Raw genomic sequence first — 19,366 nt, 5'->3', positions numbered from 1 at the left:
ACCTCTTGCCGCTTAACTTCAAGCTCATTAATAAGCTCCTCAATAGTCTTCTCAGGCATGATTACCCCTCTACCCCCTTTTTCAAAAAAATAAAGCGAAGAGATTTTTCTTTCCCTTCGCTTTATCCCGTCTTCCCATTTTCACAAACCCTATTCTATTGTTATTCTCACTTTTTCACATTATCAGTAAAACTGCTTAATCTCCTAAATGCATTACTCCCAAACCTATTCTGCGATGATTAGTCAGAACATGAAAAGCAGATTCACCAAACATACAAACAGCCAACCATTTACCATTACTAACCACAGACACTTTTAAAAGCAAGCTACTGCTTAAAGGAGCATCCATCAACAAACCTCTTTCAGCCTCAAGCACAGCATGTATAACAGCGTGAACATCCGACTTAACCTGCCTTATAACACCATGCTTTAAACATGTTGTGACCGTTTGAATACCGAGCTTAGGACGCAACTCATCATTTATACCGCCTATCTCGAAGACACACGCCTTCAAACCTAAATTCGATAAAAGCTCCTTAATAAAGGCCTCCTCTTCTCTGGTCCTAGATATAGCCAGAAGCACAGCTGCCCGCTCCACATCTATATTTTGGAAAAACCAAATATCTTGAGTTTTACTTACTTCCCTCTTCTCCAAGCTAATCTAACCTTAACATAAGATGATCTATATGTCAAGAGAAAGAATAATAACCGAAGCTAAAGGAAATCCCTCTTTTTAGATAATAGAAGAATAATAAAAGCGGACACTAGCTGCAACACTAAGGAGAAAAATACAACATAAGTTAAAGAAAAATCATATAGTAGTCCTATAAAAGCGCTCCCTAAAAACCAGGAAACCCCATATATGGCATTAAAAATTCCATAGGCTGTAGCCCTCTTTTCAGGAGAAACCATTCCACCAACAAGGGCTCTTAATATCGATTCTTGGGCTCCCATTCCCATACCCCAAAGGAAGACTCCCAAAATTAAAAGATACAAACCTCCAAAGAAGATAAGAGGAGCAAAAAGAGAGGATAAGACGATAACGAAAGCTAAAACACGTAATCCCCATCGATCAAAAAGATATCCGTAAAGTAAAGCGGATATGGCATCAACTCCCATTGCCAACGCATAAAGAAGAGGTACATAATTAGGTGAGATTATACCGCTTTTAACAACATGAAAGCCAATCAGAGGATAATCAACATATCCAGCTGCTATAAGAGCTATAGCGATTAAGTAAATCCAGAAGTTCCTCGATAAGATACTTTCTAATTTAAAATAGGAAAGCTTCTCCATTTCCTCCGGAGAAGGATATAAAAGCCTACTAATAAGAAGCGTTAAGAGCGCTAAAGAGGCTGGAAGAAAGAGCCAAAGAAAAGCAGACTTATAATCGTTTTTAAGATAAAGTATTAAACTAACTATAGCAGGACCCAATAAAGCACCTATTTGATCTAAGGCTTCATGTATTCCAAAAGCTCTTCCTCCACCGATCTGAGAGGCAGCATGAGATAACATGGCATCCCTAGCAGGCGTTCTTATGGCTTTCCCCAATCTCTCAGCAACTATCAAAAATGCTGCAGCTTGCCAGCTTCCGGCAAAAGCTAAAAGAGGCACTGCTAATAAGTTAACAAGATAGCCTAGTATAGTAAACATCCAGTATCTTTTAGTTACATCGCTCAAGTAACCAAAGAGGATCCTTAAACCTTGACCGATAAACTCACCAAATCCAGCTACAAAGCCAACAACCGTGCCGCTTGCTCCCAAAGTTGCGAGAAATGGTCCTGCTATGCTACGAGCTCCCTCATATGTCATATCAGAAAGGAGGCTAACGATACCTAAAATAATAACGAATTTAAAGGCCTTTTCCTTCAATCCTTTTCTCTCCCAAGCAAAATGGAAACCCTCTCTATTTCCCTCTTTAGCTTTCTTGTGGCCTCAGTTATGTCTTCCTGAGAGAGAATATAAGAACAAACAGCTATACCAGAAGCCCCAGTCTCAAATATACTCCTAACATGCTCAAGCCTTATCCCACCTATAGCCACAACAGGTATAGTAACTGCAGAAATCACTTTTTGCAAACCTTCAAGACCTATGAGAACTATTTCCCTCCTTTTAGTAGCCGTTGGGAAAATGCTCCCCACCCCTAAATAGTCTGCTCCCTCTTCTTGAGCTTTCAAGGCCTCTTCAACACTATGAACAGTTGCTCCTATTATAAAGTTCTCCGGAGCCACCTTCCTCACATCGAAAACAGGTATATCCTCAGATCCAAGGTGAACACCATCAGCACCGCTTACCAACGCCACATCAACCCTATCATCCACTATCAAATAAGCACCATAAGCATGACAAATCCTTACCATCTCTTTAGCTATCTTAACCATTTCTCTGTCACTTTTATTTTTATCTCTGAGCTGAATAACGGTTGCCCCTCCCTCAAGAACCTCTTTAGCTATTTCAATGTGAGATTTTTTAGCAATTTCCTCATCTGTTATTACATAAAGGCTCAAATCTATTTTCATACATATCCCTCCCACAACAGATAAAGCTCATCTAAAAAACTCTCTTTAAAGCTACCAGGACCTTTACTTTTAGAGTAAGCCCTCTTTGAAATTTCAGAGAATAGCTCAAGAGCGCAGATAGCTGATAACCAAGGATCAACAACTGTTAAAAATGCAGCCATAATGGACCCTAAAGCACACCCCATACCTGTAACGTAAGCCATTATTCTCTCCCCACCAACAATCTTAGAAACCTTACTTCCATCAGAAACGATATTCTCCCTTCCGGTCATGGCGAAAACGCAATTATAATTAAGCGCTAGGCTCCTAACGATGTTCTCCACTTCCCCCTCTAAGACATCATAAGGAGCAGAATCAACCCCCTTCGCAAGGCCACCTAATCCATATATAGAAAGAATCTCACCCGCATTCCCCTTAACTATACATATCCCACCTACATTCAGAAGCTCAAACACCAACTTCCTTCGCATCTCTGAAACACCACAGCCAACCGGATCCAAAACCACAGGAATACCTTCATCTTTAGCGTACCTTATAGCCCTCCTTATACAGTTCATTCTCCCCTCATCAATAGTCCCAATATTCACCAATAAAGAATCAGCTTTAGAAAGAATTTCCTCTATTTCCATTTCGCTTACAGGCATCATAGGATGAGCCCCTATAGCTAAGGTAGAAGCAGCTTGAAAGGAAGCAGAAACGAAGTTCGTAATTTGAACTACCAAAGGAGAACGCCTTTTAACTTCACCCACTACTTTTATAAAATTATTATCACTTTTCATATTTTTACGTTATGATAAAGAGGGCCGAAACCATGCCCTATGTTCTTTGGGGCCTCCTTTATTGCCAAGTTAATATATTTCTCCGCATCAGATACAGCCTTGTACACATCCTTACCCTTAGCAAGCCCTGCAGCTATAGCTGAAGAAAGGGTGCAACCTGTACCATGAGTGTTTTTCGTCTCAACCTTATCCGATTGAAATACGTAAGAAGCTTTACCGTCAAACAAAATATCTATAACCTTAGAGTATCCCATTAAATGTCCACCTTTAATAAGAACATGTTTAGCTCCCATGTTAAAGATTATCTTCGCTGCCTCCTTCATATCCATAGGATTAGATATCTTAATTCCCGTTAATATCTCCGCTTCTGGAATGTTAGGAGTTATAACATAAGCAAGTGGAATCATAACTTCCTTAAGCGTTTTTATAGCCTCATCTTTTATGAGCGGCGCTCCCGTCTTAGCAACCATAACCGGATCAAGCACAACCTTCTCTATCCTATATTTCTTAATATTCTCAGCTACAACTATCATTATCTCACTATTTGACAGCATCCCTATCTTTACAGCACCGATATTTAAATCCTCAGCCACAACTTCAAACTGCTTCCCCACTATTTCAGGCGGAATATCAAATACAGCAAAAACCCCAGTCGTATTCTGAGCAGTTATAGAGGTAATTACAGAAGCACCATATACATTAAAGGCAGCAAAGGTTTTCAAATCAGCTTGAATCCCAGCACCACCGCTTGAATCAGATCCAGCAACAGTCAAAGCTATACCTTCGTAACCCAAAAAGATCACCCTCTTTTCAACAAGTAAACTAATCCCGCTACAACCATGCTGGGAATCGAAGCTCCTATCCAGGGAGCCTTAAGAGCTATAATCTCGTAAAGCACAAAACCTAAAGCCCAACAAAAGACCGCCCACCAGTTTACACCACCATTATACCAGTAAATCCCTTCTCCCATTTTATATAGATCCTCTACTTTTATAATCCCCTTTCTTAAAATGAAGTAATCTGCCAGAACCACTCCAAATATAGGACAAAACATTCCACCTATAAGGAGAAGGAAACCTTCATAAGCCCCTGGCGGAAAAACTAAGGCTATTGCAATGCCTATAATTCCAGCTATCACCAAAATTAAATTTCTATTAAAGCGAGAACTGAAGTTCATAAAAGATACTGCAGCAGAATAAAGATCAAGAAAAGTAGTAGTAACTGTCGAAAGGAGAACAAGAATCAAAGCTAATCCTGTAAAACCAAGCTTAACCATAACGGATATCACATCAGTGGAACCAGTGCTTAAGAAGGCCATTAATCCTAAAGCATACATCCAGGAGCTACCTATCATATAACCAAACCATGTACCCCAAAAAGCCCCGCTAACACTCTTAGAGTATCGAGAATAATCGCTAACCAAAGGAAGCCACGAAACAGGCATAGCTATGACAAGATCAAGAGCAAGTCCGAAATCCATACCTGATGGAGATTTGCCAGGGATTCCTTCCTTTAAGATAGAGTATGTCGCAACAACACAAACACCTGCAAGAGCTAAAACGCCGATTCTTCCAGCCCATTTCCAATACCTCGAGCCACCTATAGCCCAAAGCGTAGTTACAATTCCTATTAAGATTATCCAGAGTCTCCTGTCTATACCGGAATATATGGCATAAGCGGCATCACCAGCAACAAAAAGCATTACAGCAGTCCAACCTATAAGCTGAACAACATTAAGGATACTTCCAAGGTAAGATCCCCTTACCCCAAAAGAAGGTCTTAATGTAACCATGCTGGGTATACCATATTTATTCCCAATGATTCCTCCGAGAGCAAAGGGAGTATTCCCTATAACATGCCCCAAGATTATAACCAGTATACCCATACCTAATCCTAAGGGAGCAAGCATACCCCCAGCCCAAACCTCAGCCAAGGATATAGCCGCTCCTATCCATAAAAGAAAAAGATCAAAACCTGTCAGAATTCGTTCGTTATCCCGAACCGGCCTTATTTCCTCCATCTCTTAAAACACCTCCCTTTCTTATGATCTTTAAGACTATGAAACCAAGAATACTTCCGGGAATACTACTTGCCAAAAATGCAGTTTGAAGAGCAAGCCAACCTATATTGCTCTGAATATAGGGAACTATTATCCAAGCGCTTATAGTCGCACCTATGGGACCAGTTCCCAAAGGCTCGAACAAGGCTACCCAATCTCTTCTTATATATCGATAAAGAAGCCCCACTATGATTCCTCCTGGAATTCCACCTGGAAAAGCAAACAAAGTTCCAACGCCAAGAAGATTCCTAATTATAGCGGCTATAGTAGCTATTATCGCAGCCCAAGCAGGACCCAGCAAAACGCCAGCTATAGCGTTAACCATGTGCTGAAAAGGGTAAACCTTCGTAGGACCAACTGGAATATAGAGTCCTGAAAGAGCAACACAAACTGCTACAAGAACTCCACTTAAAACAACATGTCTTTTAAGCATCATTAACACCTCCTACACTGAAAATAAAGGTCCTCTGGGCATATGCCCAGAGGACCTTTATTTTCAACTACGGTGGTCCCTTCGCTGGCATTACCCAGAGCAGGTTCCACGGGTCGGCAGGTTATACCTACCCTCTCAGCCCCTAAACATCAGGAGCTCCCCGCCACCTATCATATTATTTTTAAGTATATCACAACTTTAAAGAAAAACCAAACCTTAACCCTCTAATATTTTCATGCTTTCCTCATAATCCATTTCCATAACATAAGGAAGACCAGTTACTTTAGAGGCCTCCTCAGTCAAACATATTAAATCACTTCTATCTAGGTACTCCAAGCTAAACTTCCTAGCACCAGCCATAAACTGTTTTAAGCCTGTTGCAAGTCTATCAAAATATGCGTATACTCCCAATGCCGATGGGGGTATCTTCTTCCAATCCTCCCCATACTGCTTCTTAAGATCTGATACGGAAGAGAATATCTCTTCAATATCTTCACCATATTTTTTATACTCCTGAGGAACCTTACCCTCTTTAACCATCTCTCCTATAGTCTTGCCCACCATAGCAGCAGTCAATGTAGATCTCCCCATAGCTACAAGCTTAACAAACGGGGCCCCAAGGGCTAGCCCTTTAAATATATGATCTTCCAAAGTGAAACCACCAGCTATGGCTATCGGTGGAACATACTTACCCTTATTTTTCAATATTTTTGCGTACTTATAAGTAAGGGACTCAAGATAAATAGTAGGAATGCCCCATTCATTCATCATCCTCCATGGGCTCATTCCAGTTCCTCCACCAGCCCCGTCAACTATAAGGAGATCTATTCTAGCTTCAGATGCACATTTTAAAGCCAAAGCCAGATCCCTTGGTCTATAAGCCCCTGTCTTAAGAGAGATATATTTTGCCCCTCTATCTCTAAGCTCTTGAACCCTCTTAAGAAAGCCATCTAAGGAAGCCATTCCTAAGCGAGAATGCCTTTCGAACTCTTTAATACCGCCCTTTCTATATATCTCTTGAACAACAGGATCATCAGGATCTGGATAAACTATATATCCTCTATCTTTTAGGGTCTTAGCCCACTCAATAGAGGGAAGCTTAATCTCTCCTCCTATATCCTTTGCTCCCTGTCCCCATTTTACCTCTACAAACTTGACTCCTAGATCACCCAATACATATTCAAGCACCTTCGCCCTCGAGTCTTCAACATTTTCCTGAACTATAACCTCGCCATAACCATCCTTTTGCCACTCTTTAAAGAGCTTTATTCTTCTTTCCATCTCGGGAGACTTAATAACCTGCCCATTCTTGAACTTGGCATCAGGATCAACACCACATACATTCTCACCTATTCCAACCATTGTACCAAATAAAGCAGAACCTATAGCTACCCCCTCCCAATTATCTCTCGCAACAAATGTAGAACCTAACCCAGTTGTGAACCAAGGAGCTCTAAGCTTAATATCCTTTATCTTAGTCTCAATACTAACCTTAGGGAAAGTAGCTACATCAGGATCAGCTTCAACACCATGAGCTCCTACGCAAGTCCCACTTATATTAATATGAGAAAAGTCAACAGGATAATCCTTCTGCGAACCAGCCGTTATCTTACCATAAGGCTGAGGATAAAGATATTCCCTACCCCTTATAGCAGATCTTCCAATCTCGCAAAGACCAATGCACCCATCCAAACAGGTAACGCACATTCCACTAAATGGAGAAAAATCCCTTTGCCTTAGCCTCGTTAAGGTAGCTTCTGAGGCATTGGGCCTTGAAAAAGACATCACTCAGCTCACCCTCCTCTAAGATTTATTCTAAGGTTTTGCGATACATTATAGATTCATATATGAAATATGTCAAGACCCTTTTTATAAACCTCAAAAGAGTAACATTGAAGGTAGCAATTATGATATAAGAGAGATTTTAACGTAAAATTTCTTGAGGATAGATAAAACTTACTTTTCCCGCCACTAAAAACGGCAGGAAACTACTCTTGTGGAAAAGATAAGTCCTTCACTAAAATAGGGAGCCATACACTTTACAGATGAGGTAACTTACAAAATCACATAGATTTTCTTTCGAAAATCATTAACAGATAAACTTCCATCAAGAACCTTATCTAAAAAGGGGGTTACCTTAATCTCGTTTTCTATAGCATAAATATAGGCACCAGGTTCTTTAATCTCTCCAATAAAAATGAAACCAACAATTACACCATCTCTTAAGGCTACCTTCTTATATTCTCCATCAGCTTTCTTCCTTATCACATCAAACCTATCCTCTACGCTCATTCCACCCGTGAAGATAGTTCTCCCCAATATATTAGCTATATTCCTCGTTACACTACCTTTATATTTAATCCTGAGGCCAGCCATGTTAGATCCGGCAACTTTACCCTGCTCCACCGCTAAGGGCCATATAGCGTGAAGCCTATCATCCCCGAAAACTATATCCCTTGTTTCAGCAACATCTCCCGCTGCATATATGCCCTCTACATTTGTCTGCATAAACTCATCAACCACCACACCCCTATTAACCTTAATCCCTGTACCACCTAATATTTCAGATGCGGGCTTAACCCCTTTACCAAATATGACACAAGATCCGCTCACGACCTTCCTCGAAGAGAGTCTTGCTATAATCCCTTCCCTTGTTTCTTCAACTTCAGTTATATCTTCACCCTTAAATATATCGCAACCCAATCTTAAGAGAATACCCTCAAAAATTTTTGAAGCTTCCGAGTCTAAAATCTGAGAAAGCAGTCTGTCCGATCTAACAACGAAAGTAAAGGGTATGCCCATCTTGTATAAGGCATCAGCTATCTCCATATTTACAAGACCAGCCCCAGCTAAAATAACAGGTTTATCCTTCACTCTCACAATAGCCTCTTTTATACCCTTTATATCCTCCACATTCCTAACGGTAAAGGAAAAAGAACTTTTAACATCAGGAGAAAAGGGGTTAGCGCCAGAGGCTATAAGTAAAGTGTCAAAAGAAAACTTACTCCCCTTTCTCGTTTCAAGAAGCCTATTTTTAGGATCAATCTTAATAACCTCTTCTCCAAGAAGAAGCTTAACCCCTTCTGGCACAGAAAGAAGGGAGACCTCAAACGAGGCCTCCCCACAGAGCATATAAGGAAGGACCATCCTACTATATGGTTTTACGCTATCCCTAGATAAAATTATCACTTCGTCCTTAGGTGAAATAGCCCTTATCCTTCTTGCAGCGGATATACCTGCTGGTCCAGCTCCGATTATTATGTGCCTCATAGTAGATCAGCTATACCAAGCTCCTCAAGTTTAGACTTCGTTGGAACAGAATCTTTATTCCAGCCTCTCAGCTCATAGTACTCATCGAGCATCTTTTCAAACTCTTCCCTATCTACAACCTCTCCTTTAGATGGGCCAGACTTTATGGGCTCCTTAAAGAGCCTTTCCGGTAAGGTATCGTCTTTCCTAGTAAATCCAGCCTTTAAGTTAAATAGCTTCTCAAGATTCCATATTCTCTCCCCTATCTTCATGAACTCTTTGACATCACATTCAAAGCCGGTAGCAGCAGAATACATAGCAGCTAAATCTTCAACATCAAGCCCAAATGTAGTAAATAAACATATGCCAGTCGAATCAAGTGCAGCAGTAACATCCTGCAAGGTCTTATCCAACGCTGCCTTCCCTTCATACCTTAGTCTATCAGCCCCACCGAACCTACCTAAAATTTCAGCAGCTATCGTATATCCTCTAACATGACAAGCTCCACGATTACTCGTAGCATAGTTAAGACCTATACCCTTAATAGCCCTTGGATCATAAGCCGGAAACTCTTGCTTTTTAACGCTCATGGAAAGCTCTGGATGCCCATAGTATTCAGCAAGCCTGTAAGAACCCTGGGCTAAAAGCTTACCCAAAGGTGTATCCTGATTCCCCATAAGTCTAATAGCCTCCACCAAGGCCTCACCACAACCAAACTCTAGCGGAATAGGGGAATCCCCCTTAGGTATGTAGCCCTTCTCATAAAGCTCCATTGCACAAGCAACCGTCGATCCAGCCGATATAGTATCTATACCATACCTATCACAAAGATAGTTAGCCATTATAACAGCATCAAGATCAGAAACACCACACATTGAGCCTAAGGACCAATCAGATTCGTATTCCGGTCCGCCACCACGTTCACCTTTATATTTACCATCTTTTATCTCCGTAACCCTTCCACAAGCTATTGGGCAAGCAGCACAACCCTCATTTCTTATGAGATTCCTTTCTGCGATAGTCTCACCAGCGATATTATTAGCCCCGTTAAAGTAAGCGTCTTGAGCATTGTAGCAAGGCAAACCTCCATGCTCATTAATAACATTAATTAATACTGCAGTTCCATATAAAGCCAAAGCAGAACCCCCAACCGGATCTTTAGCAAGCTTCTCTCTCGCTTTATAAACCGCCTCCATGAAGCGCTCCGGATCCGCAACCTTAACAGGTATAGTCCCTTTAACAACGATCCCCTTCAAGTTCTTACTTCCAACTGCAGCACCAACACCGGTTCTTCCTGCAGCTCTATGAGCATTAAACATCACATTAGCTATAAAAGATAGCTTTTCTCCAGCAGGACCAATAACCATGGTCTCAGCTTCAGAGTGAGTTTCGCTTCTTAAAATTTTATCAGCCTCATCTACAGTCTTACCCCAGACATGTTTAGCACATCTTATTTCAACCTTCTCATCCTTTATCCAGAGATATACAGGCTCCTTAGCCTTACCCTCAAGGACTATCATATCAAATCCCGCATGCTTTAAAGCAGGACCGAAGTGCCCACCAGCATTAGAGCAAGCTATGGTCCCAGTTAATGGTCCCTTAGTGACAACCATCACTCTACCAGAAGACGGGGCAAGCGTTCCACCTAACGGGCCAGTAGTTATAACAACCTTATTTTTCTCAGAAAGCGGATCTATCTTGGGGTCGACTTCCTCATAAATCAACCTTTCAGCATATCCTCTACCGCCTATGAAATCCCTCGCCCACACATCATTAAGAGGTTCAACCTTTATCTCTTCAGTAGAGAGGTTTACCCTTAAAATCTTTCCCTGATAGCCACCCAATTTCATGGGTTAACCCCCCCTTACCATTTCCTTAACCATTTCCTTATAGATATTGGCAGTCGCCTTTTGCTTGCTTAAAACCACATCTTCTAGCTCTTCATAGGCTACCGCCTTAGGTGGACATACTTTTACACAAGCGGGATCCCCATTGCAATAATCACACTTAATTATCTTCTTGCTCCCCATGTGAACTTTAATAGCCCCCCATGGACAAGCAACAAGGCATTGCTTGCAACCAATACATTTATTCTGATCATGTTTAACAAGCCCTGTATCCGGACTCTTCTCAAGAGCCTCTGTTGGACAAACCTCCGCACAGTAAGGCTCATCGCACTGAAGACAAACAGAAGGGACAAAAACTAGATCCTCAAAAAAGTTAAAGACTCTAATCCTGGAATAAGCAGGATTGAAGACTCCATCATGCGCAAAAGAGCATGCATCCTCACACGCCCTACAACCCGTACACCTTAGCGGGTCAACAATTAACACCTTCACGCATCACCACCCCCTAAATAAAAAGAATAGGGTAATGAAAGATGATTGTCAAGTCACTAGAGCAACAATATATTATATTGTTATGATAAAGATATTGATAATTCTCAAAAATTGAATTGCTATTGCAACTTTCCCACAGGAACAATGTATACCGGTTCCGCATTAGATGGTAAATTCAAAATGGCAGAAACCTTATCATCGATAAACGCACCTATAGGAACAGCACCAAGCTTAAGCGAGGTAGCCTGAAGCAAAATATTCTGACAAATGTGACCACATTCTATGTAAGCATATCTTATACCTCTTTGCCCGTACTTCCATGTGATCCTTTCATGAAACGAAGCGAGAATGAAAACTACGCTTGCCTCCTTGACAGGGCCTTGCCAAAGAGCCGCCTCGTAAAGCTTCAAAGATACATCTTCAAGCTTAAGAAGCTCAAGCTTGTGTTCCTTTGGAAGATATCGATAAACTCCCTTGTCAACCCCAGTCACCCTATTAATTACAACGTAGATATCTATCGGATACAAAGCACCAGCAGATGGAGCAGTTCTAAAGCCTCTTCTGGTATCCGTGATACCGTTAGCAGCCCAAAGAAGCTGTGATAGCTCTTCTAAAGACAGCGCTTTATCTATGTAGCTCCTTACAGATCTCCTTTTAAGCAAAGCCTCCTCTAAAGAAATCCCTCCAGAAAGCTTAGGATGTGGAAGACTTATATAGGTAGCAGAAAACGCATCATTAACTAAGCATAAAAGTAAAAGGATAGGGATGAGCAACCGAGAAAACCTTAAAGGCATATTTCATATCACCTCCTAAAAATTAAGGGGAAGGAGGTGAACCTCCTTCCCCTTAAGAAGCTTGCTCAAGGACTTTAGCTACCTCTTTCCTGATCTCCTCTACTTTATCTTTAGGTAGAGGCAAAAGCGGTAAACGCGGAGGTCCTCCATATAAGCCAACTATATCCAAAGCTGCTTTAAGTCCAGGAACTCCATAAGTTGAAGTTACAAAAGCATTTATCTTAAGTATAAGAAGTTGTAACTCCCTTGCTTTAGCTATGTTACCATCCTCAAAATTCTTTATTATTTTAGAACATACATCTGGAATAACGTTAGCCAATGCCATTATTCCCCCAACTCCACCCATAACCAAAGTGGAAAGAAGGAAGTTAGCAGAACCTGCAAATACTGCAAAACCTTTTCTGGCACCACAAACTATCTCTGAAATCTGAACTATATTCCCCGAGCTATCCTTTATGCCTAGTATATTCGGATGACTTGAGAGCTTAACAACAAGCTTAGCCTGCAGGTTTATCCCGCTATTTGCTGGCATATTGTATATTAAAACAGGAATAGGAGAATCATCAGCAAGCTTAAGATAATAGTTTTCTAAGACATCGTTTGTCATGGAACCCTTATAGTAGCTTGGAGGCAAAACTAAAACAGCATCGTATCCAAACTCATAAGCCTTTTTATTAAAGAATAAGGTCTCCTTATATGACTCACAAGAAGTCCCAGCAATAAGAAGCTTATCCTTAGGATAGTTCTCCCTAACAAACTCAAGAAGCTTTAGCTTTTCCTCCTGTGTGAGCATCACAAACTCCCCATTAGACCCCATAACTACTATTCCATCAAGAGAACTTTTGGCCCAAACCTCTAAATTCCTCTTTAAACCGTCAAAATAGAGCTCACCCGCCTCGTCAAAAGGGGTAGGTATCGGAGCTAAACAACCTTTAAGCTTCCTCAATTATCTTACACCGCCTTCCAGAACCTTAGAAGCAGCATCTAAGCCCTCTTGAACGTTAGCTCTGAAACCTAAGGACCTGAGAATTTCACCAAATGCAGAAAGGAAAAGCATTATATTCCTTGGAGTAGATGTACATCCCATAAGACCCACTCTCCAAATCTTTCCTTTAAGCTCACCTAAGCCGGCTCCTATTTCGATTCTATACTCGGTCATTAAACGCTTTCTAACTAGAGCTTCATCTACACCTTGTGGGACTTTAATTGTAGTTAAAGGAGGCAAACGATATTCAGGCTTAACCAAGAGCTCAAGTCCCATTGCTTCAAGTCCAGAAGTTAACGCTTTGGCATTTCTTATGTGTCTTTTCCACCTATTTTCTATTCCTTCTTCAGCTACTATCCTCAAAGCCTCATTTAAGGCATAGATAAGGTTCATCGATGGAGTATGATGGTAAACCTTCCCTCCATCCCAATACTTTTCTATTATTGAAAGATCAAGATAGAAGCTTCCCACCTTATTTTTGCGATTCCTTATATAATCGGCAGCTTTCGAGCCAACCGTTACAGGAGCCAAACCAGGTGGACAACTCAAGCACTTCTGGGTCCCACTATAAACGAAATCTAAGGAAAGCCTGTCGGTCGGAACCTCAACACCACCTAAAGATGTCACAGCATCAACTAAAAGGAAAGCCTCTCTTTCATGAACTATTCTAGCTATCTCCTCAAGAGGTTGCAAAACACCTGTTGATGTCTCAGCATGAACTATACCTACAAGCTTAACTTTCCCCGCCTCTTTTAAAGCCTTCTCTAAGTCATCAGGACAGATAGGCTCACCCCATGGAGCTGAAACTACCTTAACATCTGCCCCATATCTCTGAGCTATCTCAACCATCCTATTACCAAAAAATCCTTTAACGCATATAATAACCTTATCTCCAGGTTCTATAAGATTAGACAATGCTGTCTCCATTCCAGCAGTTCCAGTTCCAGAAACGGCTAGAGTTAACTCATTTTTGGTCTGAAAAACATATCTCAATAGTTCACGAGTTTCGTTTAATATAGATAGAAAATCTTCGTCAAAATACCCCATAACCGGCTCAGACATAGCCCTTAAGACGCGAGGCCCCACAGTTGATGGACCTGGTCCCATCAGAATCTTGTCGTAAGTTGGTCTCCTCCCAAGAGTCTTCAACGGAAAAACCCCTCCTTTCAAACTTGACCTTATACCCTGTTTCTTTTTAGCACCAATGCCCTCTCAAAAGCTTCCTTAACTATATTATAACAACAGCTACCTGTAGGATTATTGATCTCACATTTACAGTTAGACATGGCACCTGTAATTTTGCAAACATCAGCAATTGTATTTGCACCTTTCTCCAAAACAGCATTTATAACATCTTCCTCAGTTACCTTACTACAGTAGCATACATACTTGGGATTGGCATCCCTTTTAAGCCAAATGGGAACTTTTAACTGATTCTTCGAAAATACTTTCCCACGGCCGTAATAGCCCACATCACACTCTGGATTCATACATAAAAAGTAATCACCATCACCCACATCATTTAAATACTGCTCTTTAACGATATGTTTCACTGTAAAGTTCTTAACAGCCAATCCCTGCTTCCCACAAGCAGGACAAACCTCACTTACCAATCGAATGGAACTCTCACACTGACAACAGCTCGATGTTATACAGCAATCTAATCTCTGCACTTAATGCATCCACCTCCTTACCAAGAATCCATTTCTTAAATCTCCAACACTTTATTATATCACCAAAAGCTCGGTTATTTTCTCTTACCAAGTGAGTTTTTTCAACCATTTAACATATGATGTCAAGCAAAACATCATATTAATTTACTGGGCCGATTACCAGTGTTAGCTAAAATTTCTGCAAATCTTGCTATAATAATATTAATACGCTTTTTTTAAAGCTAAGAAAGGAGGGCAAAGATGAAAAGAAATCCTTTTAAAATCTTCGTCATATTTATGTTACTATCTAGTCTTTACACCCGAACATCAGCTAGTGTAGAAAGAATTCTTGATTTCCCATTGAAAATCGGAATAATCCCTGTGGTTAACGAAAGCGATGTCAAAATATACCCTAACAAATATGAAATAAGAGATGTCTTGGGAGAGGAAGCAACTAAAATGATGCTCAGATACTTCAGGAGATTTAATAGGCTGAAAATACATCTTTTACCATCTTTAAAAGAGAATGAAGATCCTTACGAAAAGTACGAAGATATGGATTTCGTTCTTCAAAGTAAGATACTAAGCTGCATAATTCGAAAAGGTGAAACTCTAGGGACAAATTGGAAAGCTACTCTTGAGTTAGAGATTAAACTGCTCGATATAAAAGAGGAGAAGATAGTTTTCGAAAGGGTAATTTTAGGAACGGATAACCAAGTTCTACCATACCTTGAAGATAAGGAAAGAAAAACATGGAAAGAGGTTGAAAAAGGCGCTCTTGGAGGAGCCTTAAGAAAGGTAATCTTTGAGGGAGCAAACCTGGTAGCAAGATATCTTCCTTTAAGAGGAAGAATAATAGCGGTACTCGATGAAAAGAGGTTTTTAATAAACCTCGGAGAAGAGGATGGACTAAGAAAAAACGATACTTTATATCTAATAAGAAGCAAAAGCGTAAAGACCATAGATCCCAAAAGACCAGTAGTACTAATACCACAAAGGCTTTTCGATCTACAGGTTAAGGAACTTAAAGCTCATGAAGCAATAGTGGAAATAATAAGGGTTAGAGATAGCGAAGCAGATCCTCCAAAGGAGGGAGATATAGTTGAAAGGCCTTTGTATCCATAAGGGGAGGTGAATTCCCTTGAAGAAAGTTATAATAATCATTCCTGCCTTTTTAATACTTTTTCTCGCTATTGGGAGACCGGTTTCCTCTCAGATAAATCTTGAACAGGAGTTAGAGAGAGGAAAAGCGCTATACGAAGCAGGAGATTACGAAGAGGGAATTATATTTCTCAAAAAACTTACTGAAAGATATCCTAACTCGGCTGATGCTTGGTTCTGGCTTGGAATGTGTTACGAGAGATTAGGATATTTTGACGCCGCCCAGGAGTGCTATAAAAGGACCCTAAGTATAGAACCTAAATACGAAGCCTTAAGCAAAAGATTAAATAAAATAGAACGGGAAATAGAAAGTCCTCCTCCAGAGTCTCCTCCGAGATTACTAAAAGAAGCAAGAAAGCTTGCCATAATAAGCACTCCGAAAGATGAGAGACTAGAAGGCAGAGTTGAACCGTTCGCTGAGGCCATAGCTCGCGAAATAAGGAGCAGACTTTTAAGATATGAAGGCATAGAGGTGCTAGCAAATCAGCTTTATGAAAATAATATAAAGAAGCTATCAGAAGATGCTGATTTACTTATATTTGTATCCTTTAGCTCCTCAAGAGAAAAGGTAGGCCTAAAAGATGCTGATTTTGCAGTTAACATAAAGGTAGTAGATCCATTGTCGAAAACCATAAAGTGGGAACAAAATATATGGATGGAGGACATGGTTAAAGAAGTTTACAGGGCCGTAAGGTCAAAAAGGCTTGGGACTCTGCTTTTTTATACGGAAATACCTATACTTATAAGCGGTGAAGCTGAAATCATAACAGTTGGAACAGTAATTAACTTTATGACATGGATATTAAATGAAACAATACCAGATTTACTCCCTATAGGAAACCTAACTCAAACGGAGCTCTTAACCGCCTTTGCAGCTCTGACTAAGAAAGTTGCAGATAGGATATTTCAATACTGGAACTTGGCCCCGACAATACACCCTTCAAAGCTTGAAAAGGAGAAACTTGAAGAGGAAAAAAGAAAACTCGAATGGCTCAAGAGAGGCGGTTTAGTAGCTCAAATAGCTTGGATAGATGATAAGGGAAAGGTCATCATAAATGCAGGAGTAGAAAAGGGAGTAGAGAAAGGGGACAAATTCCTTATCTTTAGAAAAGGAAGGCCTATAATAGACCCAACCAAACAAGAAGTTATAGGCTATGATGAGATAGTAATAGGCTACATTGAGATAGAGATGGTTAGAGAAAAGATATCCTTTGGAAAGGTAACAAAGTGGATAAGAAAGGACATAGCCGTGGGAGATTGGATAAGAAAGATAACAGATTGAATTAAAAAGTAGGGGCCCTGGAGGTAAAATCCTCCAGGGCCCCTTTTATAATCTATCTCTTAGTCCATGGGGGGCATTTCAGGCGTTTTTTTCTCCTTTTCAGGCTTCTCAGCTACGAGAGACTCAGTAGTGATTATCATGCTAGCGATGCTTGCAGCATTCTGAAGAGCACACCTAACGACTTTCGCAGGATCAACTATTCCAGCCTCCATCATGTTTTCAAGCCTACCAGTGAGAGCGTTAAATCCAGTTCCCTTGTCAGCCTCCCTGACCTTCTGAACAATTATAGAGCCGTCAAATCCAGCGTTCTCAGCTATCTGACGAATCGGATACTCAAGGGCTTTTCTAACTATCATAGCGCCTGTCTTCTCGTCACCCTCAAGCTTCTCAATAAGCTTTTCAACGGCAGGTATAGAGTTAATATAAGCTACTCCACCACCAGGAACGATACCCTCTTCTACTGCAGCTTTAGTAGCATTCAAAGCATCTTCGATCTTGTATTTCCTAGCCTTAAGCTCTGTCTCAGTAGGAGCACCAACCTGGATAACGGCAACTCCACCAAGTATCTTAGCAAGTCTCTCCCTTAACTTCTCCTTATCGTACTCACTTGTAGCTTGCTCTAATTCTGCCCTTATCTGAGCAGCGCGCTTCTTAATAGCCTCAGGATCACCATAACCACCAATTATGGTCGTTTCTTCCTTGCCAACCTTAACCTTCTTGGCCCTACCAAGCATATTTAAAGTTACGTTCTCAAGCTTGATACCAAGCTCTTCAGAAACCACCTGACCACCTGTAACTATCGCTATATCCTGAAGCATAGCCTTTCTTCTCTCACCAAATGCAGGAGCCTTAACAGCAACACTTAACAATGTCCCACGAAGCTTGTTAACTATTAAAGTAGCCAGAGCCTCTCCCTCTACGTCTTCAGCTATAACGAGCAATGGCTTTCCAGTCTGAACGACCTTCTCAAGAACTGGTAAGAAATCCCTGATGTTAGATATCTTATTACCACTTATCAAGATGTATGGTTCCTCAAGAACCGCCTCCATTCTTTCAGCATCAGTTATCATATAAGGAGAGATATACCCTTTATCAAATTGGAGACCTTCAACCATCTCAAGGGTAGTTCCTATGGTCTGAGATTCCTCAACGGTAATTACACCTTCATGACCAACCTTTTCCATAGCCTCAGCTATAAGGTTTCCAATCTCCTGATCGTTAGCGGAAATAGCAGCAACCTGAGCTATCTTCGTTCTCTCCTTAACGGGGACAGCCATCTTCTTTATTTCCTCAACCACAGTTTCAACAGCCTTCTCTATACCCCTACGCAAGAATACAGGATTAGCACCAGCAGCTACGTTCTTCAAACCTTCACGAACTAAAGCCTGAGCCAAAACGGTAGCGGTCGTTGTACCATCACCTGCTACATCGTTAGTTTTGCTCGCTACCTCCCTAACAAGCTGAGCGCCCATGTTCTCAAAGGGATCATCAAGCTCTATCTCCTTAGCGATGGTTACTCCATCGTTAGTAACCGTCGGAGAACCAAACTTCTTCTCCAAAACTACATTTCTACCCCTTGGACCAAGAGTAACCCTAACAGTATCAGCTACTTTGTTAACCCCTCTTTCAAGGGCTCTGCGTGCATCTTCATCAAAGAGAACTATCTTAGCGGCCATTTAAAATCACCTCCCTATCTTTCAATAATAGCTAAAATATCTCTTTCGCTTAAAATCAAAAACTCTTCCCCTTCTACTTTAACCTCGGTACCAGCATATTTTGAGAATATAACCTTATCTCCAACCTTTACCTCCAATGGAACCTTCTGGCCATTATCAAGAATCCTTCCGGTTCCAACAGCGATAATTTCACCCTGTTGGGGCTTCTCCTTAGCGGTATCTGGAAGAACTATACCACTTTTAGTCTTCTCTTCTGTCTCCAAAACTTTCACAATCACTCTGTCACCAAGCGGACGAAGCTTCATAGTTACATCCCCCCTTCCTCGCTATTAACCTCCTGTTATTATTAGCACTCATTGATGAGGAGTGCTAACGACATCCTAAATAATAAGACCCTTTGCTTAGTAAAGCAACAAAAGAATTAAGCAAAACCGGAGAA

At 40.9% G+C, this 19,366-nt stretch carries 19 protein-coding genes and 1 riboswitch; of the genes, 2 read left to right on the top strand and 17 right to left on the bottom strand.

The window, feature by feature from the left end:
* Positions 1-195: 195 nt before the first annotated feature.
* The 15 genes from NZ900_08780 to NZ900_08710 form a co-directional block, all read right to left on the bottom strand.
* Entirely contained in the window at positions 196-654 is a 459-nt protein-coding gene (locus NZ900_08780; protein ID MCS7234174.1) for a HutP family protein, read from the bottom strand.
* Between the two features lie 59 nt (positions 655-713).
* The gene (locus NZ900_08775; protein ID MCS7234173.1) at positions 714-1,871 is read right to left on the bottom strand and encodes an MFS transporter; all 1,158 of its coding nucleotides are present in this window, start codon (positions 1,869-1,871) and stop codon (positions 714-716) included.
* Complete coding sequence (gene thiE, locus NZ900_08770; GenBank protein MCS7234172.1) at positions 1,868-2,524, bottom strand: thiamine phosphate synthase; 657 nt, start codon at positions 2,522-2,524, stop codon at positions 1,868-1,870. Before thiE ends, NZ900_08775 begins: the two co-directional genes overlap by 4 nt.
* Entirely contained in the window at positions 2,515-3,297 is a 783-nt protein-coding gene (gene thiM, locus NZ900_08765; protein MCS7234171.1) for a hydroxyethylthiazole kinase, read from the bottom strand. The genes thiE and thiM overlap by 10 nt, the downstream gene beginning before the upstream one ends.
* On the bottom strand, positions 3,294-4,091 hold the full coding sequence (gene thiD / locus NZ900_08760) for a bifunctional hydroxymethylpyrimidine kinase/phosphomethylpyrimidine kinase (protein MCS7234170.1): 798 nt from the start codon (positions 4,089-4,091) through the stop codon (positions 3,294-3,296). Before thiD ends, thiM begins: the two co-directional genes overlap by 4 nt.
* 5 nt (positions 4,092-4,096) lie before the next feature.
* Positions 4,097-5,317 (bottom strand): putative hydroxymethylpyrimidine transporter CytX, encoded by a 1,221-nt coding sequence (gene cytX / locus NZ900_08755; GenBank protein ID MCS7234169.1) that lies wholly within the window; start codon positions 5,315-5,317, stop codon positions 4,097-4,099.
* Positions 5,289-5,789 carry an energy coupling factor transporter S component ThiW gene (gene thiW / locus NZ900_08750; protein MCS7234168.1) on the bottom strand — a complete coding sequence of 167 codons (501 nt, stop codon included), beginning with the start codon at positions 5,787-5,789 and terminating at the stop codon, positions 5,289-5,291. The genes cytX and thiW overlap by 29 nt, the downstream gene beginning before the upstream one ends.
* 59 nt (positions 5,790-5,848) lie before the next feature.
* A riboswitch (TPP riboswitch) is annotated at positions 5,849-5,962 on the bottom strand.
* A gap of 43 nt (positions 5,963-6,005) precedes the next feature.
* A complete protein-coding gene (locus NZ900_08745) occupies positions 6,006-7,574 on the bottom strand; it encodes an FMN-binding glutamate synthase family protein (GenBank protein MCS7234167.1) in 1,569 nt (522 codons plus the stop codon).
* 270 nt (positions 7,575-7,844) lie between these two features.
* Positions 7,845-9,059, bottom strand: coding sequence for an FAD-dependent oxidoreductase (locus NZ900_08740; protein ID MCS7234166.1), 1,215 nt, complete (start codon positions 9,057-9,059; stop codon positions 7,845-7,847).
* Positions 9,056-10,882 carry an aldehyde ferredoxin oxidoreductase family protein gene (locus NZ900_08735; GenBank protein MCS7234165.1) on the bottom strand — a complete coding sequence of 609 codons (1,827 nt, stop codon included), beginning with the start codon at positions 10,880-10,882 and terminating at the stop codon, positions 9,056-9,058. The genes NZ900_08740 and NZ900_08735 overlap by 4 nt, the downstream gene beginning before the upstream one ends.
* 9 nt (positions 10,883-10,891) lie before the next feature.
* Entirely contained in the window at positions 10,892-11,377 is a 486-nt protein-coding gene (locus tag NZ900_08730; protein ID MCS7234164.1) for a 4Fe-4S dicluster domain-containing protein, read from the bottom strand.
* 119 nt (positions 11,378-11,496) lie between these two features.
* Positions 11,497-12,171: a SagB/ThcOx family dehydrogenase gene (locus NZ900_08725; GenBank protein MCS7234163.1), complete on the bottom strand. Its 675-nt coding sequence runs from the start codon at positions 12,169-12,171 to the stop codon at positions 11,497-11,499.
* Between the two features lie 52 nt (positions 12,172-12,223).
* Positions 12,224-13,117 (bottom strand): dihydrodipicolinate synthase family protein, encoded by an 894-nt coding sequence (locus NZ900_08720; protein MCS7234162.1) that lies wholly within the window; start codon positions 13,115-13,117, stop codon positions 12,224-12,226.
* Complete coding sequence (locus NZ900_08715) at positions 13,118-14,305, bottom strand: alanine--glyoxylate aminotransferase family protein (GenBank protein ID MCS7234161.1); 1,188 nt, start codon at positions 14,303-14,305, stop codon at positions 13,118-13,120. It lies immediately after the preceding gene.
* A 29-nt stretch (positions 14,306-14,334) separates the two neighbouring features.
* Positions 14,335-14,829 (bottom strand): (2Fe-2S)-binding protein, encoded by a 495-nt coding sequence (locus NZ900_08710; protein ID MCS7234160.1) that lies wholly within the window; start codon positions 14,827-14,829, stop codon positions 14,335-14,337.
* 240 nt (positions 14,830-15,069) lie between these two features.
* Between NZ900_08710 and NZ900_08705 the strand changes: the two genes are divergently transcribed.
* A complete protein-coding gene (locus tag NZ900_08705; GenBank protein ID MCS7234159.1) occupies positions 15,070-15,933 on the top strand; it encodes a hypothetical protein in 864 nt (287 codons plus the stop codon).
* 16 nt (positions 15,934-15,949) lie between these two features.
* Complete coding sequence (locus NZ900_08700; GenBank protein MCS7234158.1) at positions 15,950-17,251, top strand: tetratricopeptide repeat protein; 1,302 nt, start codon at positions 15,950-15,952, stop codon at positions 17,249-17,251.
* Positions 17,252-17,310: 59 nt separating this feature from the next.
* Here NZ900_08700 and groL read toward each other — a convergent pair whose 3' ends face one another.
* Both groL and groES read right to left on the bottom strand, forming a co-directional pair.
* Positions 17,311-18,927: a chaperonin GroEL gene (gene groL / locus NZ900_08695; protein ID MCS7234157.1), complete on the bottom strand. Its 1,617-nt coding sequence runs from the start codon at positions 18,925-18,927 to the stop codon at positions 17,311-17,313.
* 14 nt (positions 18,928-18,941) lie between these two features.
* A complete protein-coding gene (gene groES / locus NZ900_08690) occupies positions 18,942-19,232 on the bottom strand; it encodes a co-chaperone GroES (GenBank protein MCS7234156.1) in 291 nt (96 codons plus the stop codon).
* Positions 19,233-19,366: the final 134 nt, after the last annotated feature.

The organism is Synergistota bacterium, assembly GCA_025060595.1.
In the GTDB taxonomy this organism is placed as follows: Bacteria; Synergistota; GBS-1; order GBS-1; family GBS-1; genus 42-11.
This window is presented reverse-complemented; position numbering and strand designations above follow the sequence as displayed.